This is a genomic window from Mesorhizobium sp. M4B.F.Ca.ET.214.01.1.1 (genome assembly GCF_004791545.1).
Taxonomy (GTDB): Bacteria; Pseudomonadota; Alphaproteobacteria; order Rhizobiales; family Rhizobiaceae; genus Mesorhizobium; species Mesorhizobium abyssinicae.
Genome location: NZ_SRUX01000001.1, coordinates 130900 through 155649, shown reverse-complemented (window position 1 = coordinate 155649; position 24750 = coordinate 130900). Strand labels below are relative to the sequence as shown.

Below are 24750 nucleotides of genomic sequence, written 5' to 3'. Positions count from 1 at the left end.
ATGAGCTACACCAATTTCACCCTCGACATCGACGCCGACGGCATTGCGCTGGTCACCTGGAACATGCCGGATCGATCGATGAACGTCTTCACCGAAGAGGTGATGCGGGAGCTTAACGCCATCGTCGACCATGTCGCCGGCGACGCGGCCATCAAGGGCGCGGTCATCACCTCCGGCAAGGATACATTCTCCGGCGGTGCCGACATCACCTTGCTGCAGAAGATGCTGGGCGCCTTCGCCGCCGACAAGGCGAAAGATTTGGGCAAGGCGACCAAAGCCCTGTTCGACAATGCCGGCGTCATGACCGGCCTGTTCCGCAAGATCGAGACTTCCGGCAAGCCGTGGGTGTCGGCGATCAACGGCACCTGCATGGGCGGCGCCTTCGAGATGTCGCTCGCCTGCCACGGCCGCGTCGCTGCCGATTCCGACAAGGTGAAGATGGCGCTTCCGGAAGTGAAGATCGGCATCTTCCCGGGTGCCGGCGGCACCCAGCGCGTGCCGCGGCTGACCGATCCGCAGCAGGCGCTGCAGATGCTGACCACCGGCCAGACTCTCACGCCGCAGAAGGCCAAGGCAATGGGCCTGGTCCACGAGATCGCCGAGCCTTCGAAGCTGGTCGAGACCGCCAAGGCGATGATCAAGAACGGCCTGAAGCCGGTGGCGCCCTGGGACGAGAAGGGCTTCAAGCTGCCCGGCGGCCCGGTCTATTCGGCGGCGGGCGCCAATCTCTGGCCGCCGGCCATCGCCATCCTGCGCCGCGAGACCTTCGGCAACTATCCGGCCGCCGCGGCGATCCTGAAATGCGTCTATGAGGGCCTGCTGGTGCCGTTCGACACCGCGCTCAGGATCGAGCAGCGCTATTTCACCGAGATCATGCAGACCAGGGAAGCGGCGGCGATGATCCGCTCGCTGTTCGTGTCGCTGCAGGAACTGAACAAGGGCGCGCGTCGCCCGACCGGCGTGCCGGACACCAAGTTCAAGAAGATCGGCATCCTCGGCGCCGGCTTCATGGGCGCCGGCATCGCCTATGTCACGGCCAAGGCCGGCATTCCCGTCGTGCTGCTCGACCGCGACATGGAGTCGGCAGAAAAGGGCAAGGCGCATTCCGACAGCCTGATTTCTGATCAGGTCAAGAAGGGCCGCGGCAAGCCCGAAGAGAAGGACAAGTTGCTGTCGCTGATCACGCCGACGGCCGACTATGCCGACCTCGCCGGCTGCGATCTGGTGGTCGAGGCCGTGTTCGAGGATTCCGCCGTCAAGAAGGGCGCCACCGAAAAGGCGGAAGCGGTGCTGAAGTCGTCGGCGATCTTCGCCTCCAACACCTCGACCATCCCGATCACCTCGCTGGCGAAGAATTCGGCGCGACCGAAGAATTTTGTCGGCATCCACTTCTTCTCGCCGGTCGACAAGATGATGTTGGTCGAGATCATCCTCGGCAAGAAGACCGGCGACAAGGCGCTGGCGACCGCCATCGATTTCGTGCGGGCCATCAAGAAGACGCCGATCGTCGTCAACGACACGCGCGGCTTCTACGTCAACCGCTGCGTCCTGCGCTACATGTCGGAAGCCTACAAGATGCTGATCGAGGGTGTCCCGGCACCGATGATCGAGAACGCCGCCAAGGCGGCCGGCATGCCGGTCGGTCCGCTGGCGCTGACCGACGAGACGGCAATCGACCTTGCCCAGAAGATCATGAAGCAGACGATCAGGGATATCGGCGAGAAGGCGGTCGATCCGAAGCAGATGGCGCTTATCAACACCATGGTCGACACGCATGGCCGCTTCGGCCGCAAGAACGGCAAGGGCTTCTACGACTATCCGGCCAAGCCGGCGAAGAAGAAGCTGTGGCCGGGCCTCAAGGATCTCTACCCGCAGCTCAAGCCGGAGAAGATCGACTATGAGGAGCTGAAGCAGCGCCTGCTGGTCACCATCGCACTGGAAGCGGCGCGGGTGATGGAAGAGGGTATCGTCACCGATCCGCGCGAGGCCGATGTCGGCTCCATCCTCGCCTTCGGCTTCGCCCCCTTCACCGGCGGCGCACTGTCCTACATCGACGGCATCGGTGCGCAGCAGTTCGTCAAGATCGCCAAGGGCCTGCAGAAGAAGTACGGCGCCGAGTTCAAGGCGCCCAAGCTGCTCCTCGACATGGCCGAAAAGGGCGAGACCTTCTACCAGCGCTTCGACCCTTATCAGAAGGGCGAGGTCAAGCAGGCAGCCTGACGGCCGACGCGGATGTATGTCTGGGCGCGCATGGCGCGCATGATGGCCACGGCGCGAAGCCGTGGCCCTTACCTTATCGGCGGCGACAGCCGGCTTGCCTTCCGCTGCCTGCCGACCGACATCGATTTCAACCTGCATCTCAACAATGCCCGCTACATGATGCTCGCCGACCTCGGCCGCATCGACATCTTCCTGCGCGCCGGCCTGATCGCGCTGGCGCGCAAAAACGGCTGGGCGCCGATGATCGGCGGGCTGCAGGTGGCCTATGTGCGCGAGATCCGGCTGTGGCGGCGCTTCGAGGTCATATCCTCGATCGAGACCTGGGAGGGAACCTCGGTGATCGGCAGGCACCGCTTCGTCCTCGACAGCGGCGATACGGCCGCGCTGATCATGACCACCGGCGGCGTCTACGACCGCCGCAATCGCCGCTTTCTCGACATCGCCGAGGTTGTCGCCGCGCTTGGCCGTTCTGCTCAGCCGCGCCCACCGACCGAGGCCGAGCAGGCATTCATGGCGTCGCACCGGAATTTGCGGGAACTTGCCAAAAAGGCCTGATCGTTGGCGATCCCGCGCTTCCTCGGTGGACATTGGGGCGGTTGCGCGGTAGACAGGAAGAGGCATTTTTTCCTGTTTTGAAGGAGAGCTCGATTGCTCTCGCACGACCGTGTCTGGGCTGCCATCGACGCACTCGCCGAGCGTTATTCGCTGTCGGCGTCAGGTCTGGCAAGGCGCGCCGGTCTCGACTCCACCGCCTTCAACAAGTCGAAGCGCCTGTCCTCGGACGGGCGGCCACGCTGGCCCTCGACCGAATCGCTGGCCAAGATCATCGAGGCCACCGGCGCCTCGCTGGAGGAGTTCACCGGGCTGGTCGAAGGCCTCGGTGGGACCGCTTCGCAGCCACGCAGGTCTTCGGTGCCGCTGCTCGGCTTTGCCCAGGCCGGCGCCGGCGGCTTCTTCGACGATGCCGGCTATCCGGCGGGGCAGGGCTGGGATCTGGTGGAATTGCCGGCGCGAGCGACCGCGACCTCCTATGCGCTGAAAGTGCAGGGCGATTCCATGCTGCCGCTCTACCGCAACGGCGACGTGCTGATCGTCGAGCCGGGAGCGGCCACTCGCAAGGGCGACCGCGTCGTCGTGAAGACCGCCGCGGGCGAGGTGATGGCCAAGGTGCTCGACCGCCAGACCGCGAAGTCGATCCTGCTGGTCTCCCTCAATCCCGATCATCCCGACCGCGATATTCCGATGCGCGACGTCGAATGGGTGGCGCGCATCGTCTGGGCCAGCCAGTAGGTGCGGCTGCCTCACCTTGCCGTGGCGGTTCTGGCGGTGCCGGCGATGGCGGCGCTCGTCGCCGCCGGAGGCCGCACGCTGCAGGGCAACGAAAGCGTCGTCACGATTGACCGCATCGATCCGGCCGCCGGCGCGATCGCCGGGCAGGGCGCCGACATGCAGCCCGAAGCACCGGCCACGGCAGCCATTCCGGCACCGCAGCCGGTGAGGACTCCCGCCCATTCCAGGGCGATCGATCCCGATGTCGTGGCGCCGCCGCAGCTTTCCGCCGAAGAGCTCGAGCGGGTCGAGCCCCGCGCGCCGCTCAGCGATCTCGCGCTCGCCGGCCCGCTTAAGCCGCCCAAGTTGAAGATGCCGGACGACTGGAACGGGACCAAGCTGTTCCAGCCCGTTGCCGCCGCCGCCGGCCTGATCGAGGCGAAAGGCTACGCCGTCGCCGTCTCGGGCGTCGAGGTCGTCAGCCAGGACGAGACCTGTGGCGACGAGGGCAAATCCTGGGCCTGCGGCATCCGCGCCAGGACGGCGTTCCGCGCTTTCCTGCGCGGCCGCACGGTGGTCTGCACGGTGCCGCCCGAGGGCGGCCGCGACACCATTTCCGCCGAATGCCGCGTCGGCAATCAGGATGTCGGCCAATGGCTGGTGCAAAACGGCTGGGCGCGTGCCGCCGCAGGCGGGCCATATGTCGAGGCGGGCGAGAAAGCGCGCACCGCCAGGAAAGGCATCTTCGGCGCGGCTCCGGATCTTTCGGGCGTGCCCTCACTCCCTGCCGCCCTGCCCCCGGCGCCCTCCGCGCCGAGTTCGATCCTGCAGGAAGAGGATGGGATCCTTACGCCGCTAGCTGACCAGCCAGCGCCCGCTCAATGAGCGCCCGCGTCTCGGCGATGCCGTAGAGGGCGGCGAAGGAGCCGAAGCGCGGACCGCGCTCCTGTCCGATCAGCACCTGGTAGATCATCTGGAAGAAGGCGACCGAAACGCCGGGCCCGCCTTCTGGGCTCTGCTTGGAATGGTCCTGATAACGCTCGATCCGCCGCGCCACGTTGAGCGCCGCGTTCTGGATCGCTTCGCCGTCGGCGCCCTGCGGCAGCGCGCCGAGCGCGTCCGAAAGCTTCGCCAGCGCGTCGCGCTCCACGTCGTCGGCGGCGCGGAAAACCTTGGTCGGCTTCACGAAATCGTCGAAATAGCGGATCGCGTAGCCTGTCAGCCGGTCGAGCTCGGGATGCGTCGCCGGCGTCACGCCAGGTGCGTGGCGCGAAATGAAGCCCCACAGCACCGCCTTGTCATGCGCATTGGAGGCGCTGACCAGATTGAGCAGCAGCGCGAACGGCACCGGCAGGTCGATGGCCGGCGGGTTGCCGTCATGCATGTGCCAGACCGGATTGCCGAGCCGTTCCTTCCAGTCCTGCCGCGGATAGGCGCCGAGGAAGGTGTAGTACTCGTCCACGGCCCTCGGAATGACGTCGAAATAGAGCTTCTTGGCCTGCCGTGGCCGCTGGTACATGTAGAGCCCGAGGCTCTCGGTCGGCGCATAGGTCAGCCACTCGTCGATGGTCAGCCCGTTGCCCTTCGACTTCGAGATCTTCTGGCCGTTCTCGTCGAGGAACAGCTCGTAGACGAAATGCTCCGGCGCGCGTCCGCCAAGGATGTTGCAGATGCGGTCGTAGATCACCGCGTTGGTCTGATGGTCCTTGCCGAACATCTCGAAATCGACGCCGAGCGCCGCCCAGCGCATGCCGAAATCCGGCTTCCACTGAAGCTTCACCTTGCCGCCCTTGATCGAGAGCGTGGTCTCGGTGCCGTCATCGTCGAAGGTGATGGTGCCGGCCTTGGCGTCGACATGCTTCATCGGCACGTAGAGCACGCGGCCGCTCTTCGGCGAGATCGGCAGGAACGGGCTGTAGGTCGCCTGGCGCTCTTCGCCGAGCGTCGGCAGCATGACGGCCATGATCTCGTCGTAGCGCTCGGCGGCGCGCAGCAGCACCTCGTCAAAGCGGCCCGCCTTGTAGTACTGCGTCGCGCTGGCGAACTCGTAGTCGAAGCCGAACGTGTCGAGGAAGCGGCACAGCATCGCGTTGTTGTGGTCGGCAAAGCTCGCATAGTCGCCGCCGAACGGATTCGGAACCGACGACAGCGGCATGTGCAGATACGGCTCCAACGCCGCGCGGTCCGGCACGTTGTCGGGGATCCTGCGCATGCCGTCCATGTCGTCGGAGAAGCAGAGCAGCTTGGTCTTGACCTTGTCTTCCGTCAGCACGCGGAAGGCGTGACGCACCATGGAGGTGCGTGCCACCTCGCCGAACGTGCCGATATGCGGCAGGCCCGACGGGCCGTAACCGGTCTCGAACAGGACGGTGTCCGGAAACGCGGCGTTCTTGTAGCGCGCGATGATCTTCTTGGCTTCCTCGAACGGCCAGGCCTTGCTCTCGGCGGCGGCCGCAAGCATCTCGGGATTGAGATCGATGGTGTTTGATCCCGTCATGTCAAAAGTTCCAGCTATCGGCCGGCTTGCCGGCGGAGGTAAGATTTTCACCCGGTCCTCTAGGCGCGACAGGCCGGAGCGTCAACGATTTGCGGCGGTTTTCCTTGCGGCGTCCACCTGGCGACCCTACCTTCGGGGCGCATTATCAAGGAGTTTTGAATGCCTTTGACGCCACACGAAGCCCTGATCTACCTGATGGTCATCACTTCGGCTTCCGACCGCGACATGACCGATGTCGAGCTTGCGCGCATCGGCGACGTCGTCCGCTCATGGCCGGTGTTCGTGGATTTCAACCAGGACAGGCTGGTTGCCGTCGCTCAGGCCTGCCAGAAGGCGTTGAACGCCGAGGACGGACTGGAAGGCGTGCTCGAACTTGTCGAAGGGGCGCTGCCCGAACGGCTGCGCGACACCGCTTATGCCGCCGCTTTCGAGGTCGCCGCCGTCGATCTCGAAATGCGCATGGAAGAAGTGCGGGTGCTGCAGTTGATCCGTCTCAAGCTCGATCTCGACACGCTGACCGTCGCCGCGATCGCCCGCGCGGCGAAGGCGCGTCTGCGCACGCTGACTTAGGTTTGGTCGATATTCAGGTGAGGCCGGCCTGCGAATGGCGGTCTCCAGCGCTTCCGGTGCTCAGGTACTCAAGTACGCTCCGCTCCGGTTCTCGGAAGCCACCACTTTCGGCGCGGCCTGAGCTCAACCTCAACAAGCCCTGGCCGTGCTGCGGTCCTCAGAAGAAGCTGACCGGGAAATAGCGGAGGTAGAATTCGGCGAAGGTGCCCTTCACCGAGATCTCCTGCAGCGCGTAGTCCATGGCCGCCGCCAGCGCCGGATCACCGGCACGGGTGGCGATCGCCATGCCCGAGCCCAGATATTCCGGGGCCAGATAGGGTCCGCCGGCGAAGCGGCAGCAGCCGGCCGCATCGGTGCCGCCCAGCCAGAAGGCAAAGCGCATGCCGTCGCCGAAGGCGGCGTCGATCTTGCCGGACTTGAGGTCGCCATAGAGCGCTTCCGGCGCGTCGAAGGGCACGACCTGAACGGTGCCGAAATACTCGCGCAGCATTTTCTCATGCGCCGAGCCGGCGATGACGCCGACCCGCTTGCTGCGCAACTTGTCGAGGATCGGCTCCGCGAAGGCTTTCGCCTTCGGCATGATGAAGCGCGCCGGGAACTGCAGATAGGAGCGCGAGAAGGCGTATTTCGTCCGCGTCTCCGGCGTCGCGGCGATGCCGGCGATGATCGCCTCGCCTTCGCCCTTCTGCAGCGCCTCGTCGAGCTCGCCCCAGGGCAGCGCCTGGATTTGGCACTTCTCGGCGATGCCGAGCTCGGCGCAGATCGCGCGCGCCAGGTCGACATGGAAACCGGACAGCTTGCCCGCGCTGTCGAGGAAGTTGAACGGCGGAAAGTCGGTGGTGGTAAGGAACCTGAGGCGCGGCAACGCCGAGAGGTCGGGCTTCGGCAACCGCTCCTTGGCGTCCCACAGCACCGGCACCTGCGGCTCGGCGGCAAATGTAACGCCGGCAAAAAACTGCGCCGCCGCCAGCATCGACAGGGCGATGACCATCCGTCGCAATGTCACAAGAAGGCTCCGCCCAGTCATGTCCTTGGGCTTTTCGTACGAAAATAGCGCCGGCACAATGGTTTTTGATTTCAACCTGCGAATTTAAGCGTATGGTTTAGGTAGTTTGCAAATACGCTCCGCGGCGCCGGCTGAAAGGGGGTCAATCACCCGGTCGCTAAAGCGGTGCAGCTTTGCAATCCGGGGTTGATGGCGAAGCGCGGGTCAGGCATCTACCATCGATCTCTGATGCGGAAGGCAACATGGGGTAGATGTTGCGATGGGTCATTTTGATCGCACACTGGAATACATCGATCAGCTGCAGCACGCCAACACGGCGGCCGCGGTCTGCGAAAGGCTGCTTGGCGTCACGTCGAATTTCGGCCTGACGGCGCTGATGGCCGGAACCGTGCCGCATCCGGGCACGCCGCGCGGCCAGCAGAAGGACCACGTGCTGCTCTGCGACTGGCCGGGCGAATGGCTGGAGCGCTATGTGGCGCGCAACTACGTCACCACGATCCCGTCGTCAGCCACATGAAGCAGCTTCAGGCGCCGTTCCAGTGGCGTGAGGCCTCGGAAAGCATCCGCATCGACAAGAGCAGCGGCGAGGTGATGGGCGACGCCAGGGAGTTCAAGCTGCGCGACGGCCTGGCATTCCCGCTGATCACGCTCGACGGCCAGATCGTCATGGTGTCGCTCGGCGGCGAGGCGGTCGAGCTGTCGGAAGCGGAGTTCGGGATGGTGTCGCTGGCGTCGACCTATGCGATCGGCCGCGCCATGCAGCTCCATACGATGGCCGCCAAGACCATCGATCACATCGAATTGACGCCGCGCGAGCGCGAATGCCTGCAATGGGCTGCCGTCGGCAAGTCCGAATGGGAAATATCTCAAATTCTAGGCATTTCGGAACACACTTCCGAGAAACACCTTCTTAACGCCAAAAGCAAACTCGGTGCCGTCAACAGGGTGCAAGCCGTCGCCGAAGCGATTAGGCGCGGCTATATTAGCTAGGTCGGCCGAGCTGGCCTAGAAATTCTTGCCTACGCGATCGCGTAATTTTTTCGGGAAAGCCCGGCCGTATCTTCCTATTCAAACCAGGAGACGGCTAATGCTTTTTTCCCTAACAACCCAGGAATTGATGGAGCGTCCCGACCTTTGGGAAGCCGTCCATCGGTTGCGCTACAGGATCTTCGTCGAGGAGATGGGCTGGACCGACCTCAAGCGTCCCGACGGCCTCGAGATCGACCAGTTCGACCACGACGAAGCGGTGCATCAACTCGTCATCCGCAATGGCGAGCTTGCCGGCTATCAGCGGATGCTGCCGACGACACGGGCACATCTGCTGACCGACGTGCTGCAGGACCTCTATGAAGGCACGCCGCCCTCGGGACCGGGTGTCTGGGAACTGACCCGCTACGCGGTGGCGCCAGGCTTCCGGGACGGCAAGCGCGGCGTGTCGACGGTCGGCACGGAGCTGATCGCCGGCTTCGTCGAATGGGGCCTCAAGCGCAACATCAACCAGGTCATCATCGAGTTCGAGCCGATGTGGGTGCTGCGCGCGCTGCAGCTGCACTTCCTGGCGACACCCCTCGGTTACCAGCGCACCTACGGCAACCAGCAGGTCGTCGCCACGCTGCTCACCTTCACCGAACACACGTTGGACGTGGTCCGCGCGCGCCGCAACCATTTCGCCCCTGTGCTGGCCAGAGGATATCCCGACAGGCTCGGCCTGCGGCAGGCATCGTAATTGGAGTTTTGTTATGAGTATCCACCCGCAACCAGAATTACGCGGCCACACGCTGGTCGTCACTGTCTCCTCGCACGACGGCCGGCCGGTGCTGGACAGACGCGCCTATGCCAGCCTGGCCAGGACCTTCCACGAAGCCGCCGTGAACGATGATGTGCGTGTCGTCGTGCTGCGCGGCCTGGCAGGCTGTTTCTGCCTTGGCGGCGACTTTTCCGAGTTCCTCGACGCCACCAAGCATCGAGAGCTGATCGCCGCCGTCACCGACATGTTCCGCACGCTGGCGACCTTTCCAAAACCCGTCCTTGCCTGTGTTGACGGCGATGCCGTCGGTGTCGGCTGCACCATCCTGTTCCACTGCGACATGGTGATCGCCTCGCGCGCAAGCACGTTCCGGGTGCCGTTCGTCGATTTCGGCCTGGTGCCTGACGCGGCAACCAGCATCCTGGCGCCGCAGAAGCTCGGCTATGCCGGCGCCTTCCGCTTCTTCTGCCTGGGCGACACGCTGCATGCCGAGGATGCCAAGGCGCTCGGCCTGGTCGGCGAGATCGTGGCCGACGGCAGCGCCGAGGAAGCGGCCCTTCTCAGGGCGAGGCAGCTTGCCAAGAAGCCGGTCGCGGCACTCCTGCAGACGCGCGGCCTGCTCAAGGGCGACACCGGCGCGCTCTGCGACCGCATCGACCAGGAGATATCGCTGTTCCAGCAGGCGCTGCAGGACGATACGACCCTGAAGCGGCTGCAGCGCATTGCCAGGCTGGCGGCATAGGGCCCGCCAGCCCCTGTATCGTCGGCGAAACGGGGCCTACTTCTCCAGGAATGATGGCCCTTCGCCGATGATCTTCTTGTCTTCCTTGCCGACGATTTCGAGGTCGCGCCCGTCATAGGGCAGCGACGACAGGATGCGCCTGATCACAGCCAGCCGCGCCCGTCGCTTGTCGTTGGCCCGCACGACGATCCAGGGCGCGAACTCCTTGTGCGTGCGTTCGACCATGAGGTCGCGCGCCTTCGTGTAGTCGTCCCATTTGTTGATGCCGGCGACGTCGATCGGCGAGAACTTCCAGTTCTTCAGCGGGCTCCAGCGGCGGTCGTGGAAGCGTTCGAGCTGGGTTTCCCGGCCGATGTTCAGCCAGAATTTGAAAAAATGGATGCCTTCGTTGCAGATCATCCGCTCGAAATGCGGTGTCTCGTCGAGGAATTTCGCGTGCTGCTCGGGCGTGCAGAAGCCCATCACCGGCTCGACGCCGCCGCGATTGTACCAGGAGCGGTCGAAGGTCACGAATTCGCCCGACGTCGGGAAGTGGGCGACATAGCGCTGGTAATACCACTGTCCGATCTCGGTCGGCGTCGGCTTGGTCAGCGCCACATTGCGCGCGGTGCGCGGGTTCATGTACTGGCGCAGCACGAAGATCGTGCCGCCCTTGCCGGCCGCGTCGCGGCCCTCGAACAGCGCCATCACCCGCTTGCCGCTCGCCTGCAGCCAGGCCTGCGCCTTGACCAGCTCGATCTGCAACTGCTCGAGCGTCTCGTCATACTCCTCGCTCTTCATCTTCTTGTCGTAAGGATAGCCGCCGGCGGTCAGCTTGTTGTCCTCGATCCAGTCGGGAAGCACCGGGTTCTCGATGTCGAACTCCCGCTCCTTGCCGCCAATCCTGATTTTCAGCGGGCCCTGTGTCGGTGCCGGTGCCGGTGCCGGTGCCGGGGCGGGGCTTTCCTTGGCTTTTTTCATCGAGACGAACCTTTCCAGCTTGCGGACTCATGCTATTGGGAGCCTCAACGGCGCCGCGCCCCCGTTTGGATGCGCAAATGACGCTGTAGCACTCCAGGCCGGTCGAGCGGAAGTTTCGCGACCGGCGACAGGGGGTGAAGGCATGGGGCGCGAGCGCGCGAATGGCTGAGCTGAACGCGGAGCACAAAGGCACGGTTCAACCGGCGGCCGCGCGGCTGTGGGCGAACCGCTGGCTGCTCGCCGCCGGCATCGTCGCCGTCCTCGCCGTTCATGGTCTTGCCGGCGCTTCGGCCTATGTGGTGCTGGCGGCGATTGTCCTGCTGCTGGCGGCGGCGCTGCTGCCGTCGGGCGGCGCCCGTCAATCGATCGAGGACGCCGCGGCCATGGAAGCGGCCGGGCTGCAGCGCCTTTCCGGCGAGTATCTCGCCGCCGCCGTCGCCGATCCCCTGATCATCTTCGACCGCACCGCCACCATCGTCCATGCCAACGCCGCCGCTTTCGCCGCCTTCGGCGGCCTCGCGCCGGGCATGTCGCTGTCGCTGAAGTTCCGCGCCCCGGAAATGCAGGCCTTGCTGGACAGCGTCCTGTCGGGCACGGTCGCGTCCGAAATTGTCGACTACACCGAAAAGCTGCCGGTCGAGCGCGCCTACCGCGTCAGCGCCTCCTCTGTCGGTCATGCCACCGACCTCTATGTGCTGGTGTTCAAGGACCAGAGCGAGGCGCGCCGGATCGACAGGATGCGGGCCGATTTCATCGCCAACGCCAGCCATGAGCTGCGCACGCCGCTTGCCTCGATCTCGGGCTTCATCGAGACGCTGCGCGGTCCCGCCCGCGGTGATCCCGCCGCGCGCGACCAGTTCCTGCAGATCATGCAGAACCAAACCGGCCGCATGGCACGCCTGATCGACGATCTCCTGTCGCTGTCGCGGCTGGAGATGAAGCCCTATCTGAAGCCGGGAACCGAGGTCGATCTGCGCCAGACCATCGACAGCGTCATCGACTCGCTGGCGCCGCTCGCGCGCGAGAACGGCGTCGCCATCGAGCGCGATTTCGTCGATGGCCCGCTCGACGTGCCGGGCGACCGCGACGAGCTTTTCCAGGTCTTCGAGAACCTCCTGGAGAACGCCTGCAAGTATGGCCAGTCGGGCGGGCGCGTCACGGTGTCGATCGAGCGCGACGGGACGGGCCCCGAACCGGGGATCGACGTCACCATCAGGGATTACGGCCCAGGCATTCCCGAAGAGCACATCCCGCGCATCACCGAGCGGTTCTACCGGGTCGATGTCGAGAGCAGCCGCACCCAGAAGGGCACCGGTCTCGGCCTGTCGATCGTCAAGCACATATTGACGCGCCACAACGCCAGGCTGTCGATCAAGTCGGAAGTCGGCAAGGGCGCGGCGTTCTCGGTCCATTTGCCGTCCGCCTGAGGTCGTACTATCTACTAACCGGCCATTTCTTTTTTCTGTCATCCGGCTAGCGTATCAGCGCAGGATTCGAGGAAACGACTCGGTCGCAAGACCATGGGGAAGGCATTTCGTCCATGCAGTCCGTGCACATCGTCAGCGCCTATGACGAAGAGCTGAAATACCTGTCGAAGCGGATCGCTGCGATGGGTGGACATGCCGAGCGCATGGTCGAGCAGGCGATCACCGCCTTGGTCAATGCCGATCCCGGCCTCGCCCAGAAGGTCATCCGGGACGATGTGGTCCTCGATGAGGGGCAGCGCGAGATCGACGACAAGGCGATCGTCATCATCGCCAAGCGCCAGCCGATGGCAACGGACCTGCGCGAGATCGTCGGCGCGATCCGCATTTCGGCCGACCTCGAGCGCGTCGGCGACCTCGGCAAGAACGTCGCCAAGCGCGTCGCCGCCGTCATCGACGGGCGCCAGCCGACCAGCCTGTTCCGCGGCCTCGAAGCGCTCGCCGACCTCGCCTTGACGCAGCTCAAGGAAGTGCTCGACGTCTATGCCTCGCGCTCGGTGGAGAAGATCGGCTTCGTGCGTGACCGCGACGACCAGATCGACGCCATGTACACCTCGCTGTTTCGCGAGCTTTTGACCTACATGATGGAAGATCCGCGCAACATCACGCCCTGCACGCATCTTTTGTTCTGCGCCAAGAACATCGAACGCATCGGCGACCACGCCACCAACATCGCCGAGACCATCTACTACATCGTCACCGGCGACCAGATGCCGGCTGAGCGGCCGAAGGGCGACAAGACGGACAAGATCGTGCTTCCCGGCACGCCGCCGGTGAAGTGAACGGCCGCCTCTCGAACACCGCGCTATTTTAGGCTAAGCTCCCGCGAACGTTCCTGAATCCTGATCAGTGGCCGTGCCTCAGGAGGTTGCCATGGAAAACGTTCGGAACCTCACGCCGGCCCCTGCGCCGACGTCCGGCATTATCGCCTCAAGCGTCTATACGGCCGGCCGCCGCGTCGCGGACATACCGATCGAGGAGGCCGGCGACTGGGCCAAGAAGCCGGACCATGTCGTCTGGATCGGACTTCTGGAGCCGGACCGCAATCTTCTGCTGCGCGTCCAGGCGCAGTTCCATCTGCATGATCTGGCGATCGAGGATGCCGAGCATCCGCATCAGCGGCCGAAGATCGAGCAATATGGCGATGCCCTGTTCATCGTCGCGCGCACCGCCCAGCTCATCGACGGCCGCGTCACCTTCGGCGAGACGCATCTGTTCGTCGGCGCCGGCTACATCGTCAGCGTCAGGCATGGACCCTCGACATCCTATGCCGCGGTCCGTCAGCACTGGGAAACCTGCCCGCATTCGCTCGCCAAAGGCGAGGACTTCGTCCTCTATGCCATTCTTGACTTCATCGTCGACAACTACATGCCGGTGCTGGAGCAGATCGAGGACGAGGTCGAGGCGATCGAGGACAAGGTCCTGCTGAGGCCGATGACCGGCTCCGACATCGAGCGGCTCTATATGCTGCGCCGCGATCTCCTGCGGCTGCGCAATGCGGCTCTGCCGCTGGTCGAGGTCTGCCGCCGGCTGACCAGCGCCGACCTGCCGCAGATCAATGCTTCGATGCACCCGCTGTTCCGCGATGTGACCGACCACATCCGCACGGTCCAGGAAAAGATCGACAGCCTGCGCGAGGTGCTGGCTTTCGCGTTCGAAGCCAGTCTTCTGGTCGGCCAGAGCCAGGAAACGGCGATCTCGAAAAAACTCGCCTCCTGGGCCGCCATCCTGGCGGTGCCGACGGCCTTCGCCGGCATCTACGGCATGAATTTCAACGACATGCCGGAACTGCATATGGAGTATGGCTACCCGACCGTGCTGGTTGCGATCGCGCTGATCTGCTCGTTCCTGTACTGGCGGTTCAGGAAGAATGGATGGCTGTGAAGGGAGAGCGAACAGCGAAAAGGAAGTAGCGAATAGAGAACACCGAAAACGGCTTGCTCCCTGTCACGGAAGCCAAGCCGTTCCTATTCGCTATTCGCTATTCGCTATTCGCTATTCGCTATTCGCTATTCGCTCAGCGGCTTCTGCGCCGCTCCGCCGCCGGCTGGAACGCGACGCGGGAGTGGTATTTGCAGTACGGGCCGGTCTCGGCGGCGTCGTTGCCGCAGAAGTTGAAGTCTTCCGACAGCGGGTCGCCATTCGGCCATTTGCAGGTGCGCTCGGTCAGCTCGACCAGCTGCAGGTGCCGGGAGATCGGCACGACCACGTTTTCCACCGGGCGGATATAGTGCCGCGCCACCGGCTCGGCGTCGAACTGCGCCTGCAGCGCGGTCGCGCCGATCGAGGTGGTGACGTGGCGCGTGGCGGTCGCCGCCCGCGATACCGATTTCTGGATGGACGATCCCTGCACGGTCTTCTTCTGGCGTGCCGGGCTTGCCGTGGCGCGACCGCGGCCCGAAAGCTTCAGGCGATGCACCTTGCCGATGACCGCGTTGCGGCTGACGCCCCCAAGCTGTGCGGCAATCTGGCTGGCGCTCAGCCCTTCCGACCACAGTTTCCTGAGAAGTTCTACCCGCTCGTCAGTCCAGTTCATGAGACCGCGCTCCTGCTGAGGCGTGCGGCGATCGGAATCCCTTCCCGTCCCGGCTCCCGCCGGGCAGACAACACCACATATATCGGGTGATTAGGTCCGCCGCACGAAATCTAGTTATTTCTCGACTACAAATACCTCATGCGCTGACTCGGTGACAAGAGTCCCCAGGGCAACACGAATCGGTTTTTCCGGTTTTCCCCAACTTGCCGGCTGCTTATGAACCGGCATCCCGTCGGGGGCGTGCCACGCGCCTATGCGCGACGTTTTCGTTGACTTCATGGCCGAAAAACACGATAAGCCGCAAAGGCCGCCGCTTTGGCGGCTTTTTTGATTTTCCGGTTCCGGAGACGCATATAATGAGCGGTTCGGCGCTTTACGAGACCTTTGCTCGCGCACCCCTGGCCTTCGACCGCGGGGAGGGGACCTGGCTGGTCACCGACAAGGGCGAGCGATATCTCGATTTCGCCGGCGGCATCGCCGTCAATTCACTTGGCCACAGCCATCCGCATCTGGTTGCCGCGCTGACCGAGCAGGCGGCGAAGCTCTGGCATGTCTCCAACCTCTACGAGATTCCGGAGCAGCGCCGGCTCGGCGAGCGGCTCGTCGAGGCGACCTTTGCCGACAAGGTGTTCTTCACCAATTCGGGCGCCGAGGCGCTGGAATGCGCCATCAAGACGGCGCGGCGCTACCATTTCGTCAAGGGCCATCCCGAGCGTTACCGAATCGTCACCTTCGAAGGCGCCTTCCACGGCCGCACGCTGGCGACGATCGCCGCCGGCGGCCAGTATAAATATCTGGAAGGCTTCGGCCCCAAGGTCGAAGGCTTCGACCAGGTCGGCTTCGACGACATCGACGCGGCCGAGAAGGCGATCACGCCGGAGACGGCCGCCATCCTGATCGAGCCGGTGCAGGGCGAGGGCGGTATCCGCCCGGTGCCGACGCAGTCGCTGAAGCGGCTGCGGCAGCTTTGCGACCAGCATGGCCTGCTTCTGATCTTCGACGAGGTCCAGTGCGGCATCGGCCGCACCGGCAAGCTGTTTGCGCATGAATGGTCCGGCGTCACCCCGGACCTGATGGCGATCGCCAAGGGCATCGGCGCCGGCTTCCCGTTGGGCGCGTGCCTCGCCACCGACGAGGCTGCGGTCGGCATGACCGCCGGCGTGCACGGCACCACCTTCGGCGGCAATCCGCTGGCGATGGCGGTCGGCAACGCGGTGCTCGACGTGGTGCTGGAGGAAGGCTTCCTCGAGGATGTCCAGCGCAAGGCACTGCTCCTGAAGCAGGGATTGGCCGGCGTCGCCGACGAGTTCCCCGAGGTCCTCGAAGGCATCAGGGGAACCGGCCTGATGCTCGGCCTCAAATGCGTGATGCCCAATACCAAGGTCAACATGGCGCTGCGAGACCAGCATCTGCTCGCAGTTCCGGCCGGCGACAACGTCATTCGCCTGCTGCCGCCCCTCACCGTCACCGATGCCGAGATCGGCGAAGCGCTCGACCGCATCCGCGCCGGCGCCCAGGGCCTGGCGGATGCCATCGCCTCGGCCGCCGCGAAGTAGTTCCGGAACCATTGCCGATGTCCGTTCGCCATTTTACCGACCTGTCCGCCGTTTCCGAAGGCGATCTGCGCGTCATGCTGGACGACGCGGTGCTGCGAAAGGCCAGGCTCAAGGCCGGCGAGCGCACCAAGCCGCTCGAGGGCAAGGTGCTGGCGATGATCTTCGACAAGCCCTCGACCCGCACGCGCGTGTCCTTCGACGTCGGCATGCGCCAGCTCGGCGGCGAGACCATCATGCTGACCGGCACCGAGATGCAGCTCGGCCGCTCCGAGACCATCGCCGACACCGCCAAGGTGCTGTCGCGCTATGTCGACGCCATCATGATCCGCACCACCTCGCATGAGCGGCTGCTGGAGCTGACCGAGAACGCCACCGTTCCGGTCATCAACGGGCTGACCGACGACACCCATCCCTGCCAGCTGATGGCCGACATCATGACCTTCGAGGAGCATCGCGGTCCGGTGGCCGGCAAGACCTTCGCCTGGACAGGCGACGGCAACAATGTGCTGCATTCGCTGCTCGAGGCCTCGGCGCGTTTCCGCTTCAACCTCAACGTCGCGGTGCCGGAAGGCAGCGAGCCGGACGAGAAGCACATCGGCTGGTCGAAGGCCAATGGCGGCAAGCTCAACTTCACCCGCTCGGCCGAGGAGGCCGTCCATCAGGCCGATTGCGTCGTCACCGATTGCTGGGTGTCGATGGGCCAGGAACATCGCGCGCGCGGCCACAACGTCTTCCTGCCCTATCAGGTCAATGCGGCGCTGATGGCGAAGGCAAAGCCGGACGCGCTGTTCATGCACTGCCTGCCGGCGCATCGCGGCGAGGAGGTGACCGACGAGGTCATCGACGGGCCGCATTCGGTGGTGTTCGACGAGGCCGAGAACCGCCTGCACGCCCAGAAGGCGGTTTTGGCCTGGTGTCTGGGAGCTTGATCTCCGGAGGTGTGATGCCTATCTGCGGCGCATCACGCAAATCGAGCGCGTTTGGACGCATGCACCCCAAAGGGTGGCATGGCCGCGCCCCGGAGCTTTGTCATGTTGGAAACCCGTCAAGTGACTGAACATCACCCGCAACTCGGCGAATTCGGCTACGCCGGCGACGATCACGTCGTGCCCTTCGAGGTCGCGCCGCTCGACGTGCGCGGCCGCACCGTGCAGCTCGGGCCGATGCTCGACGCCATTCTTGCCCGCCACGACTATCCCGAGCCGGTCGCGCGCCTGCTGGCGGAAGCCTGCGTGCTGACGGTTTTGCTCGGCACCTCGCTCAAGTTCGAGGGCAAGTTCATCCTGCAGACCCGCACCGACGGGCCGGTCGACATGCTGGTGGCAGATTTCTCAACCCCGCATGCGCTGCGCGGCTATGCGCGCTTCGATGCCGACCGGTTGCAGGCGCTGGCCGCCGCCGGCGAGGTCTCGCAGCAGACGCTGCTCGGCAACGGCGTGCTGGCGCTGACCATCGATCAGGGCGTTCACACGCAGCGCTATCAGGGCATCGTCCAGCTCGACGGCTCCTCACTGGAGGAGGCCGCGCGCACCTATTTCCGCCAGTCGGAGCAGATCCCGACCGACATCAGGCTGTCGGTGGCCAAGCTGGTGACGCCCGGTCCCGGTGGCGCCCGCGAGCAATGGCGCGCCGGCGGCCTTCTGGCGCAGTTCCTGCCGAAGGCGCCGGAACGCATGCGCGTGCCGGACATTTCCGGCGGCGACGGCGATCCGCGCGAAGCGGTCCATGAGCCGGCCGACAATTCCTGGCAGGAATTGCTCGCGCTGCTCGGCACCATCGAGCCGACCGAGCTGATCGATCCGACTGTCGGTGCCGAACGCCTTCTCTACCGGCTGTTCCACGAACACGGCGTGCGCGTCTTCGGCGGCGTGCCGGTTGCCGACCAGTGCTCGTGCTCGCGCGAGAAGATCCGCGGCATCCTCGCCGGCTTCTCCGCCCAGGAGATCAAGGACAGCACCGAGGAGGGCGGCATCCATGTCGCCTGCGAGTTCTGCTCGACGCAGTACGACTTCGACCCGGCAGAGTTCGCCGCGGCTCAATAGGGTCACTTTCCAGACCAAGCGCGTCGCCTGATCTATTTCAGCGCGACGCGCTCTAGGCGCCGCGCCTATCTCGGCGTCAAATGAATTCCTCGAGGTGCCTGCGGACATCCGAGGCTCGTTCGACGGGAGCCATGTGGGTTTCGTCCCCGAGCACCATGAGCTTCGCGCCGCTGATCGCGCTCGCGGTAGCTTCCATCATCCCGCCGAAGAACTGGTCCCTTTCACCGCCGAGGATCAAAGTCCTCGCCGAGATGTTGCGGAGGTCTTCTTCCGTCACATCGTCGTCGAGCATTGCTTCGAGATAGCGGACGATCGTGCTCGGCGCCCCCATCCGCGCAACCAGGCTGCGTGCTTCGAACCTCAGTCGAAGACGCAAAAGAAGGTTCAGCCAGGGCCGCCGGAACACCGTTGCGAATTCCTTCAGCAAAGCGCGAAATTGTCCGGCCTGTGCGAATTGCATCTGTTTCCTGAGCCGCCTCTTTCCATCGGCCGAAAAGCCATGCGCGCTCGCCAGCAGGATCAGCTTGCCTACAAGGTCCGGGTACCGCGCGGCCACCTGCGTTGCGACAACGCCGCCATAGGAAATACCCATCAGGCTCGCTGGCTTCTTGAAGTCGGCGTCGATGATCTCCGCGATGTCTCTGGCCATGCCCTCGAGCGAAGGATCGGCTTTTGGAGCGGGATCGTAGCCAATCAGCACGAAGCTCGTGTTGGGTGGAAGGATACGGATGAGCCGTCTGGCATCCTTCTCCAGTCTTGATGGCCGGGGTTTCATCATGAACCCCTGACCGCCGTTGATGATGAGAAGGCTTTCCGGTCCTTGTCCAACTCTTGCGAACGGCAGCCGGCCCAGAAACAACCCTGTTTCAATTCTGTGCATCAAGCCGCTGCCTGGCGTGCGGTTGGGGCAGTGGCGGCCAAGCGTACGCGGCCACTAGTTCACCGTCCGCCGCGTGCCCGGCAGGTCGAGCGAGAAGGCGGGGATGGCGACATTGAACGTCTCGCCGCGCTTGTTGCGCATCGTATAGTGGCCGACCATGATGCCCGAAGGCGTCGAAAGCGGGCAGCCCGAGGTGTACTGGTAGCTGTCGCCGGGATTGAGTTCGGGCTGGTCGCCGACGACGCCTGCACCGCGCACCTCCTCCACCCGGCCGCTGCCGTCGGTGATGTGCCAGTAGCGCGAGAGCAGCTGCACGAATTCGTCCGAGCGGTTGTCGATTGTCACCTGGTAGCCCCAGACATAGCGGTTCTCTGAAGGATCGGAGCGATCCTCCAGATAGAACGGCCTCACCTGAACTTCGATGTTGCGCGTGACGGCGCGATACATGAGCTACCCCAACAATTCGGGAACTTTCGGCGCACTCCGCTGTCGGGTCAACGATGCGTGACGCCTGTCCCTTCCGCCTTATGCGCACGTGCCGGCAAACAATGTCATTTAAGTGACACACGACAATGATGGTGTGCACGGACCGTGCTGGGCGACTCAAGCGCTCTGTCGACCTGTTCAAGATGGCCATCTCCTGGCCGGCTTTTCCGGAGTGACCAGATCTCGATGGAACTGATCGCCATGGCCGCCGCCCTGCTTTCCATAGCTCTGCTTCTCTCAAATCTCGCCAGCATCCTGCTTGCTGCGCGCCGGCTGAAGCCGCCGCGCGGCATGGCCGCGCCCGTGGGCAGGACGCCGCCGGTGTCGATCGTCATCCCCTCGCGCGGCATCGAGCCGTTTACCGCGGAAACGCTGCAGCGCGCCTTCACGCTCGACTGGCCGCGCTACGAGCTGATCTTCTGCGTCGCCCATGCCGACGATCCGGTGGTCAAGCTGATAAACAGGGCAATTGCCCGGTTTCCCAAGGTGCCGGCCCGGCTGCTGGTCGGCGACGACCGCGTCAGCGCCAATCCGAAGCTGAACAATTGCGTCAAGGGCTGGGAGGCGACGCGCCACCACTGGGTGATCCTTGCCGATTCCAACGTGCTGATGCCGCGCGACTATATCCATAAGCTGATGGCCGCGTGGAGGTCCGATACCGGCTTGGTCTGCTCGACGCCGGTCGGCTCACGGCCGGACGGCTTCTGGGCCGAGGTCGAATGCGCCTTCCTCAACACGCTGCAGGCGCGCTGGCAATATGCCGGCGAGGCGCTTGGCCTCGGCTTCGCCCAGGGCAAGAGCATGCTGTGGAACAAGCCAATGCTCGACGCCAATGGCGGCATCCGCGCCCTTGCCGCCGAGATCGCCGAGGACGCTGCGGCGACCAAGCTGGTCAACGGCATTGGCCTTCGCGTCCATCTCGTCGCCTCGCCCTTCGAGCAGCCGCTCGGCGAGCGCAGGCTTGGCGAGATCTGGTCGCGCCAGGCGCGCTGGGCGCGGCTGCGCCGCGTCACCTTCCCGCTGTTCTTCGCGCCCGAGATCCTGACCGGTGCGGCGGTGCCGCTTGTCCTGGCACTGGTAGCGGCGGCCCAATTGGGCATCAGCCTGCCGGCCACAACGCTTTGCGTGCTGGCACTCGCCTACCTGCCGGAATGCGCGCTCGCATGGGCCAACGGCTGGCACCTGTCGCCACGCACGGTCGCGGCGATGATCGTGCGCGACGCGATGCTGCCGGCGATATGGGCGCGCGGCTGGCTGGGCGGCGCCGTCGACTGGCGCGGCAACGCCATGACCATCGGCACCAAGGTGGCCGAACTGGAAGAGACGCCCTCGAGCGCCTGACCGGGCCTTCGCCCAGGTCCCCTATTTCGCCGCCTTCAGCGCCTGCTCGACATCGGCGAGCAGGTCGTCCGTATCCTCCAGGCCGACGGAGAGCCTGAGCGTGCCCGGGCCGATGCCGAGCTCGGCGCGCGCCTCGTCGCTGAGGTTCTTGTGCGTGGTCGTCGCCGGATGGGTGATCAGGCTCTTGGCGTCGCCGAGATTGTTGGAGATCAGCACGATGTCGAGGGCGTTCTGGAAGGCGAAGGCCGCCTGCTTGCCGCCCTTGACGTCGAGGCAGATCAGCGTCGAGCCGCCCGACATCTGCTTCCTGACGATCTCGGCCTGCGGATGGTCGGCGCGGCCCGGATAGATGACGCGGGCGATCTCCGGCCGTTCGGCGAGGAAGTCGGCGATCTTGCCGGCGCTCTCCGTCTGCTGGCGCACGCGCAACGGCAGCGTCTCCAGGCCCTTGAGCAGCGTCCAGGCATTGAACGGCGACAGGCTCGGCCCGGTGTGGCGGAAATAGTCGTGCAGGTTCTCGTCGATCCACTTCTTGTCCGACAGGATGATGCCGCCGAGGCAGCGCCCCTGTCCGTCTATGTGCTTGGTCGCCGAATAGACGACGATGTGGGCGCCGAGCTGCAACGGCTTCTGCTGCAGCGGCGTGGCGAAGACGTTGTCGACGATCAGTCTGGCGCCGATCGAATTGGCGAGCGCGGCGACAGCGGCGATGTCGACCACTTCCAGCGTCGGGTTGGTCGGGCTTTCCAGGAAGAACAGCTTGGTGTTCGGCCGCACCGCCTTTTCCCAGTTGGCGATATCGGTGCCGTCGACCAGCGTCGCCTCGATGCCGTATTTCGGCGCCAGCGTTTCGACCACCCAGCGACAGGAGCCGAACAGCGCGCGCGCCGCCACGATATGGTCACCCGCCCTGGCGCTGCACAGCAGCGCGGCGCTCACCGCCGCCATGCCGGAGGCTGTGGCGCGCGCGTCCTCGGCGCCTTCCAGGGCGCACATGCGCTTTTCGAACATGTCGACCGTGGGATTGGCGTAGCGCGAGTAGATGAAGCCCGGCTCCTCGCCCTTGAAGCGGGCTTCGGCGGCCTGCGCCGTCTCGTAGACATAGCCCTGGGTGAGATACATCGCTTCTGATGTCTCGCCGAAGCCGGAACGCAGCGTTCCGCCATGCACGAGTGCCGTCTGAGGCTTCCAGTCACGCTTCTTGGTCATCGCTCTACTTCCAGATACAAAAAAACCGGCCGCGAAAAGTCGCAACCGGTCCATACGGCCTTGCGGCCCGACGGTCCTTTAGCGACTTGTTTAACGTGGCTGCAAGCCGACCGGCCAAATCACCACGGGATAACGACCCTTTAGACCCGCGCCGCGCTTGCGTCAATTGCCGGCTTCATTAAGAGGTTTGTACCAGCGGCCTTGGAGCGGAGCCTTGCGGCAGACAGGCATTCTTCCCGATCAGGACATTTCCGCGCTGTTCCAGTCCGGCGCGCTGAAGTCGCCGCGCGTGCTCGATGCCGACCAGATCCAGCCGGCCAGCCTCGACCTCAGGCTGGGCGACAAGGCGTTCCGCGTGCGCGCCTCCTTCCTGCCCGGCCCCGATCATCTGGTGGCCGACAAGCTCGGCCGGCTGAAGCTGCACGAGATCAATCTCGTCGACGGTGCTGTGCTGGAGACGGGCTGCGTCTACATCGTGCCGCTGCTGGAAGGCCTGGCATTGCCCTCGAACGTGTCCGCTTCGGCCAATCCGAAGAGCTCGACCGGGCGGCTGGACATCTTCACCCGGGTGATGACCGATCGCGGCCACGAGTTCGACAAGATCGCCGCCGGCTATCATGGCCCGCTCTATCTCGAAGTCAGCCCGCGCACCTTCCCGATCGTCGTGCGCGCCGGCTCGCGCCTGTCGCAGATTCGCTTCCGCACCGGCAATGCGCTGCTGTCGGAAAGCGAGTTGCGCGATCTCCACCATGCCGAAATGCTGGTTGCCACCGAGCCGCCCAACATTTCCGGCGGCGGCATCGCGCTGTCGATCGATCTCGATGGCGACAAGGACGGGCTGGTCGGCTATCGCGGCAAGCATCACACCGGCCTCGTCGATGTCGACAAGCGCGCCGCGCAGGACGTCGTCGACTACTGGGAGCCGCTCTACAAGAGCGGCGCCGGCGAGCTGGTGCTCGATCCCGACGAGTTCTACATCCTGGTCAGCCGCGAGGCGGTGCATGTGCCGCCGCTCTACGCAGCCGAGATGACGCCCTTCGATCCGCTGGTCGGCGAATTCCGCGTCCACTATGCCGGCTTCTTCGATCCGGGCTTCGGCCATTCGGCGGCCGGCGGCACCGGCAGCCGGGCGGTGCTCGAAGTGCGCAGCCACGAGGTGCCGTTCATCCTCGATCACGGCCAGATCGTCGGGCGGCTGGTCTACGAGCACATGCTGAAGCGGCCGCAGGCGCTTTACGGCACCGACCTTGGCTCCAACTACCAGGCGCAGGGCTTGAAGCTCTCCAAGCATTTCCGCGCCGCGCGCTGACCCGTCGCCCGCGTCAGACTCCGCTTGCCCGGTCCCGCGCGCCATGCTTGGCTGGCGCCACCGGTCCAGAACCTGACAGAGGGAGACGAAAATGCAGATATCCAGATGGATCCTATCGGCAGCCGCTGCCGCCATGCTGACGCTCGGCGCCGGCTCGGTCGTCGCGGCGGAAAAGATCAAGATCGGCACCGAGGGCGCATATCCGCCGTTCAACACCATCACGCCGGACGGAAAGGTCGAGGGCTTCGACATCGACATCGCCAATGCGCTGTGCGCGCAGATGAAGGTCGAATGCGAGATCGTCACCCAGGACTGGGACGGCATCATTCCGGCCCTCCAGGCCAAGAAGTTCGACGCCATCATCGCCTCGATGAGCATCACCGAGGAACGCAAGAAGCAGGTCGCCTTCACCCACAAATACTATACGACGCCGCTTGCGCTGGTCGCGCCCAAGGACAGCGAACTGACCTCGACCGACCCGGCGGCGCTTGCCGGCAAGACGGTGGGCGCCCAGGCCTCGACCACGCAGGCCGACTTCGCCCAGGACGTCTACGGCAAGGCCGGCGCCGAAGCCAAGCTCTATCCGACCCAGGAAGAGGCGATCACCGATCTCCAGAACGGTAGGCTCGATGCCGTCATCTCGGACAAGTTCGTGCTGGTGGACTGGCTGAAGAAGTCGAGCGACGGCTGCTGCAAGCTGGTCGGTGACGTCAAGGGCACCGAGACGGAAGCCGGCATCGCCGTGCGCCTCGAGGACACTGCGCTGCGCGACAAGCTCAACGCGGCGATCGACGCCATCGTCGCCGACGGCACCTACAAGAAGATCCAGGCCAAGTATTTCGACTTCGATATCTATTGAGCGGCTGAAACTGCCAATCTCCCCCCTTGTGGGGGAG

At 64.7% G+C, this 24750-nt stretch carries 25 protein-coding genes and 1 riboswitch; of the genes, 18 read left to right on the top strand and 7 right to left on the bottom strand.

Features of this window, described 5'->3' with window-relative positions:
* The 4 genes from EN857_RS00725 to EN857_RS00710 all read left to right on the top strand — a co-directional run bounded on the left by EN857_RS00725 (position 1) and on the right by EN857_RS00710 (position 4374).
* A complete protein-coding gene (locus EN857_RS00725) occupies positions 1–2220 on the top strand; it encodes a 3-hydroxyacyl-CoA dehydrogenase NAD-binding domain-containing protein (RefSeq protein WP_135857540.1) in 2220 nt (739 codons plus the stop codon).
* A gap of 12 nt (positions 2221–2232) precedes the next feature.
* On the top strand, positions 2233–2775 hold the full coding sequence (locus EN857_RS00720) for a thioesterase family protein (RefSeq protein ID WP_135857538.1): 543 nt from the start codon (positions 2233–2235) through the stop codon (positions 2773–2775).
* Between the two features lie 93 nt (positions 2776–2868).
* Positions 2869–3510: a helix-turn-helix transcriptional regulator gene (locus EN857_RS00715; protein ID WP_127285343.1), complete on the top strand. Its 642-nt coding sequence runs from the start codon at positions 2869–2871 to the stop codon at positions 3508–3510.
* Positions 3511–4374, top strand: a complete 864-nt coding sequence (locus EN857_RS00710) for a thermonuclease family protein (protein ID WP_245511245.1) — start codon at positions 3511–3513, stop codon at positions 4372–4374.
* On the opposite strand, the gene EN857_RS00705 is transcribed toward EN857_RS00710, so the two are convergent.
* Positions 4337–5986 carry a lysine--tRNA ligase gene (locus EN857_RS00705; RefSeq protein ID WP_135857536.1) on the bottom strand — a complete coding sequence of 550 codons (1650 nt, stop codon included), beginning with the start codon at positions 5984–5986 and terminating at the stop codon, positions 4337–4339. The two genes, EN857_RS00710 and EN857_RS00705, sit on opposite strands and share 38 nt — an antisense overlap.
* Before the next feature lie 159 nt (positions 5987–6145).
* Between EN857_RS00705 and EN857_RS00700 the strand changes: the two genes are divergently transcribed.
* Positions 6146–6556: a tellurite resistance TerB family protein gene (locus EN857_RS00700; RefSeq protein ID WP_127222598.1), complete on the top strand. Its 411-nt coding sequence runs from the start codon at positions 6146–6148 to the stop codon at positions 6554–6556.
* 157 nt (positions 6557–6713) lie between these two features.
* Here EN857_RS00700 and EN857_RS00695 read toward each other — a convergent pair whose 3' ends face one another.
* Positions 6714–7547, bottom strand: a complete 834-nt coding sequence (locus tag EN857_RS00695) for a transporter substrate-binding domain-containing protein (RefSeq protein ID WP_245511260.1) — start codon at positions 7545–7547, stop codon at positions 6714–6716.
* A gap of 274 nt (positions 7548–7821) precedes the next feature.
* Between EN857_RS00695 and EN857_RS35440 the strand changes: the two genes are divergently transcribed.
* The 4 genes from EN857_RS35440 to EN857_RS00680 all read left to right on the top strand — a co-directional run bounded on the left by EN857_RS35440 (position 7822) and on the right by EN857_RS00680 (position 10051).
* The gene (locus tag EN857_RS35440) at positions 7822–8079 is read left to right on the top strand and encodes an autoinducer binding domain-containing protein (protein ID WP_245511244.1); all 258 of its coding nucleotides are present in this window, start codon (positions 7822–7824) and stop codon (positions 8077–8079) included.
* Complete coding sequence (locus EN857_RS00690) at positions 8076–8552, top strand: LuxR C-terminal-related transcriptional regulator (protein WP_245511243.1); 477 nt, start codon at positions 8076–8078, stop codon at positions 8550–8552. The genes EN857_RS35440 and EN857_RS00690 overlap by 4 nt, the downstream gene beginning before the upstream one ends.
* A 97-nt stretch (positions 8553–8649) precedes the next feature.
* Positions 8650–9288, top strand: coding sequence for an acyl-homoserine-lactone synthase (locus EN857_RS00685; protein WP_135857534.1), 639 nt, complete (start codon positions 8650–8652; stop codon positions 9286–9288).
* 13 nt (positions 9289–9301) lie between these two features.
* Positions 9302–10051, top strand: a complete 750-nt coding sequence (locus EN857_RS00680) for an enoyl-CoA hydratase-related protein (RefSeq protein WP_127286298.1) — start codon at positions 9302–9304, stop codon at positions 10049–10051.
* Positions 10052–10087: 36 nt separating this feature from the next.
* On the opposite strand, the gene ppk2 is transcribed toward EN857_RS00680, so the two are convergent.
* On the bottom strand, positions 10088–11011 hold the full coding sequence (gene ppk2 / locus EN857_RS00675) for a polyphosphate kinase 2 (RefSeq protein WP_127311952.1): 924 nt from the start codon (positions 11009–11011) through the stop codon (positions 10088–10090).
* Positions 11012–11172: 161 nt separating this feature from the next.
* On the opposite strand from ppk2, the gene EN857_RS00670 reads away from it, so the two are divergent.
* The 3 genes from EN857_RS00670 to EN857_RS00660 all read left to right on the top strand — a co-directional run bounded on the left by EN857_RS00670 (position 11173) and on the right by EN857_RS00660 (position 14379).
* On the top strand, positions 11173–12438 hold the full coding sequence (locus EN857_RS00670; protein WP_135857532.1) for an ATP-binding protein: 1266 nt from the start codon (positions 11173–11175) through the stop codon (positions 12436–12438).
* Positions 12439–12551: 113 nt separating this feature from the next.
* The gene (gene phoU, locus EN857_RS00665) at positions 12552–13277 is read left to right on the top strand and encodes a phosphate signaling complex protein PhoU (RefSeq protein ID WP_135857530.1); all 726 of its coding nucleotides are present in this window, start codon (positions 12552–12554) and stop codon (positions 13275–13277) included.
* Positions 13278–13368: 91 nt separating this feature from the next.
* Positions 13369–14379 (top strand): magnesium and cobalt transport protein CorA, encoded by a 1011-nt coding sequence (locus EN857_RS00660; RefSeq protein ID WP_127285237.1) that lies wholly within the window; start codon positions 13369–13371, stop codon positions 14377–14379.
* 133 nt (positions 14380–14512) lie between these two features.
* On the opposite strand, the gene EN857_RS00655 is transcribed toward EN857_RS00660, so the two are convergent.
* A complete protein-coding gene (locus EN857_RS00655) occupies positions 14513–15031 on the bottom strand; it encodes a GcrA family cell cycle regulator (protein ID WP_126056595.1) in 519 nt (172 codons plus the stop codon).
* A gap of 356 nt (positions 15032–15387) precedes the next feature.
* Here EN857_RS00655 and EN857_RS00650 point away from each other — a divergent pair, with 356 nt between their 5' ends.
* From EN857_RS00650 to EN857_RS00640, 3 genes are all read left to right on the top strand, one after another.
* Positions 15388–16587, top strand: a complete 1200-nt coding sequence (locus EN857_RS00650; protein ID WP_135857528.1) for an aspartate aminotransferase family protein — start codon at positions 15388–15390, stop codon at positions 16585–16587.
* Positions 16588–16604: 17 nt separating this feature from the next.
* Positions 16605–17516, top strand: coding sequence for an ornithine carbamoyltransferase (gene argF, locus EN857_RS00645; protein WP_135857527.1), 912 nt, complete (start codon positions 16605–16607; stop codon positions 17514–17516).
* A gap of 78 nt (positions 17517–17594) precedes the next feature.
* Positions 17595–18629, top strand: a complete 1035-nt coding sequence (locus tag EN857_RS00640; RefSeq protein ID WP_127285234.1) for an Hsp33 family molecular chaperone — start codon at positions 17595–17597, stop codon at positions 18627–18629.
* A 76-nt stretch (positions 18630–18705) separates the two neighbouring features.
* Here the strand turns inward: EN857_RS00640 and EN857_RS00635 are convergent, their stop codons facing one another.
* Together EN857_RS00635 and apaG are read right to left on the bottom strand one after the other, a co-directional pair.
* Positions 18706–19509 (bottom strand): alpha/beta hydrolase, encoded by an 804-nt coding sequence (locus EN857_RS00635; protein WP_135857526.1) that lies wholly within the window; start codon positions 19507–19509, stop codon positions 18706–18708.
* A gap of 54 nt (positions 19510–19563) precedes the next feature.
* Positions 19564–19956 carry a Co2+/Mg2+ efflux protein ApaG gene (apaG, locus tag EN857_RS00630; RefSeq protein ID WP_127285232.1) on the bottom strand — a complete coding sequence of 131 codons (393 nt, stop codon included), beginning with the start codon at positions 19954–19956 and terminating at the stop codon, positions 19564–19566.
* A 225-nt stretch (positions 19957–20181) separates the two neighbouring features.
* Between apaG and EN857_RS00625 the strand changes: the two genes are divergently transcribed.
* A complete protein-coding gene (locus tag EN857_RS00625) occupies positions 20182–21336 on the top strand; it encodes a ceramide glucosyltransferase (RefSeq protein WP_135857524.1) in 1155 nt (384 codons plus the stop codon).
* A gap of 21 nt (positions 21337–21357) precedes the next feature.
* Here EN857_RS00625 and EN857_RS00620 read toward each other — a convergent pair whose 3' ends face one another.
* Positions 21358–22545 carry an O-succinylhomoserine sulfhydrylase gene (locus tag EN857_RS00620; RefSeq protein WP_135857522.1) on the bottom strand — a complete coding sequence of 396 codons (1188 nt, stop codon included), beginning with the start codon at positions 22543–22545 and terminating at the stop codon, positions 21358–21360.
* Positions 22546–22603: 58 nt separating this feature from the next.
* Positions 22604–22681, bottom strand: a riboswitch (SAM riboswitch).
* Positions 22682–22759: 78 nt separating this feature from the next.
* On the opposite strand from EN857_RS00620, the gene EN857_RS00615 reads away from it, so the two are divergent.
* Entirely contained in the window at positions 22760–23854 is a 1095-nt protein-coding gene (locus EN857_RS00615; RefSeq protein WP_135857521.1) for a 2'-deoxycytidine 5'-triphosphate deaminase, read from the top strand.
* Between the two features lie 91 nt (positions 23855–23945).
* Positions 23946–24713 carry an ABC transporter substrate-binding protein gene (locus EN857_RS00610; RefSeq protein ID WP_135857520.1) on the top strand — a complete coding sequence of 256 codons (768 nt, stop codon included), beginning with the start codon at positions 23946–23948 and terminating at the stop codon, positions 24711–24713.
* The last annotated feature ends 37 nt before the right edge of the window (positions 24714–24750 follow it).

Excerpts from the sequence above, each read along its gene's own strand:
- EN857_RS00620 (WP_135857522.1), bottom strand. The coding sequence starts at position 22,545 with ATGACCAAGAAGCGTGACTGGAAGCCTCAGACGGCACTCGTGCATGGC.
- EN857_RS00625 (WP_135857524.1), top strand. The coding sequence starts at position 20,182 with ATGGAACTGATCGCCATGGCCGCCGCCCTGCTTTCCATAGCTCTGCTT.
- EN857_RS00725 (WP_135857540.1), top strand. The coding sequence starts at position 1 with ATGAGCTACACCAATTTCACCCTCGACATCGACGCCGACGGCATTGCG.
- EN857_RS00670 (WP_135857532.1), top strand. The coding sequence starts at position 11,173 with ATGGCTGAGCTGAACGCGGAGCACAAAGGCACGGTTCAACCGGCGGCC.
- EN857_RS35440 (WP_245511244.1), top strand. The coding sequence starts at position 7,822 with ATGGGTCATTTTGATCGCACACTGGAATACATCGATCAGCTGCAGCAC.
- EN857_RS00680 (WP_127286298.1), top strand. The coding sequence starts at position 9,302 with ATGAGTATCCACCCGCAACCAGAATTACGCGGCCACACGCTGGTCGTC.
- EN857_RS00650 (WP_135857528.1), top strand. The coding sequence starts at position 15,388 with ATGAGCGGTTCGGCGCTTTACGAGACCTTTGCTCGCGCACCCCTGGCC.
- EN857_RS00655 (WP_126056595.1), bottom strand. The coding sequence starts at position 15,031 with ATGAACTGGACTGACGAGCGGGTAGAACTTCTCAGGAAACTGTGGTCG.
- ppk2 (WP_127311952.1), bottom strand. The coding sequence starts at position 11,011 with ATGAAAAAAGCCAAGGAAAGCCCCGCCCCGGCACCGGCACCGGCACCG.
- EN857_RS00610 (WP_135857520.1), top strand. The coding sequence starts at position 23,946 with ATGCAGATATCCAGATGGATCCTATCGGCAGCCGCTGCCGCCATGCTG.
- EN857_RS00640 (WP_127285234.1), top strand. The coding sequence starts at position 17,595 with ATGGCCGCGCCCCGGAGCTTTGTCATGTTGGAAACCCGTCAAGTGACT.
- EN857_RS00635 (WP_135857526.1), bottom strand. The coding sequence starts at position 19,509 with ATGCACAGAATTGAAACAGGGTTGTTTCTGGGCCGGCTGCCGTTCGCA.
- EN857_RS00690 (WP_245511243.1), top strand. The coding sequence starts at position 8,076 with ATGAAGCAGCTTCAGGCGCCGTTCCAGTGGCGTGAGGCCTCGGAAAGC.
- EN857_RS00695 (WP_245511260.1), bottom strand. The coding sequence starts at position 7,547 with ATGGTCATCGCCCTGTCGATGCTGGCGGCGGCGCAGTTTTTTGCCGGC.
- EN857_RS00720 (WP_135857538.1), top strand. The coding sequence starts at position 2,233 with ATGTATGTCTGGGCGCGCATGGCGCGCATGATGGCCACGGCGCGAAGC.
- EN857_RS00705 (WP_135857536.1), bottom strand. The coding sequence starts at position 5,986 with ATGACGGGATCAAACACCATCGATCTCAATCCCGAGATGCTTGCGGCC.
- EN857_RS00700 (WP_127222598.1), top strand. The coding sequence starts at position 6,146 with ATGCCTTTGACGCCACACGAAGCCCTGATCTACCTGATGGTCATCACT.
- apaG (WP_127285232.1), bottom strand. The coding sequence starts at position 19,956 with ATGTATCGCGCCGTCACGCGCAACATCGAAGTTCAGGTGAGGCCGTTC.
- argF (WP_135857527.1), top strand. The coding sequence starts at position 16,605 with ATGTCCGTTCGCCATTTTACCGACCTGTCCGCCGTTTCCGAAGGCGAT.
- phoU (WP_135857530.1), top strand. The coding sequence starts at position 12,552 with ATGCAGTCCGTGCACATCGTCAGCGCCTATGACGAAGAGCTGAAATAC.
- EN857_RS00685 (WP_135857534.1), top strand. The coding sequence starts at position 8,650 with ATGCTTTTTTCCCTAACAACCCAGGAATTGATGGAGCGTCCCGACCTT.
- EN857_RS00660 (WP_127285237.1), top strand. The coding sequence starts at position 13,369 with ATGGAAAACGTTCGGAACCTCACGCCGGCCCCTGCGCCGACGTCCGGC.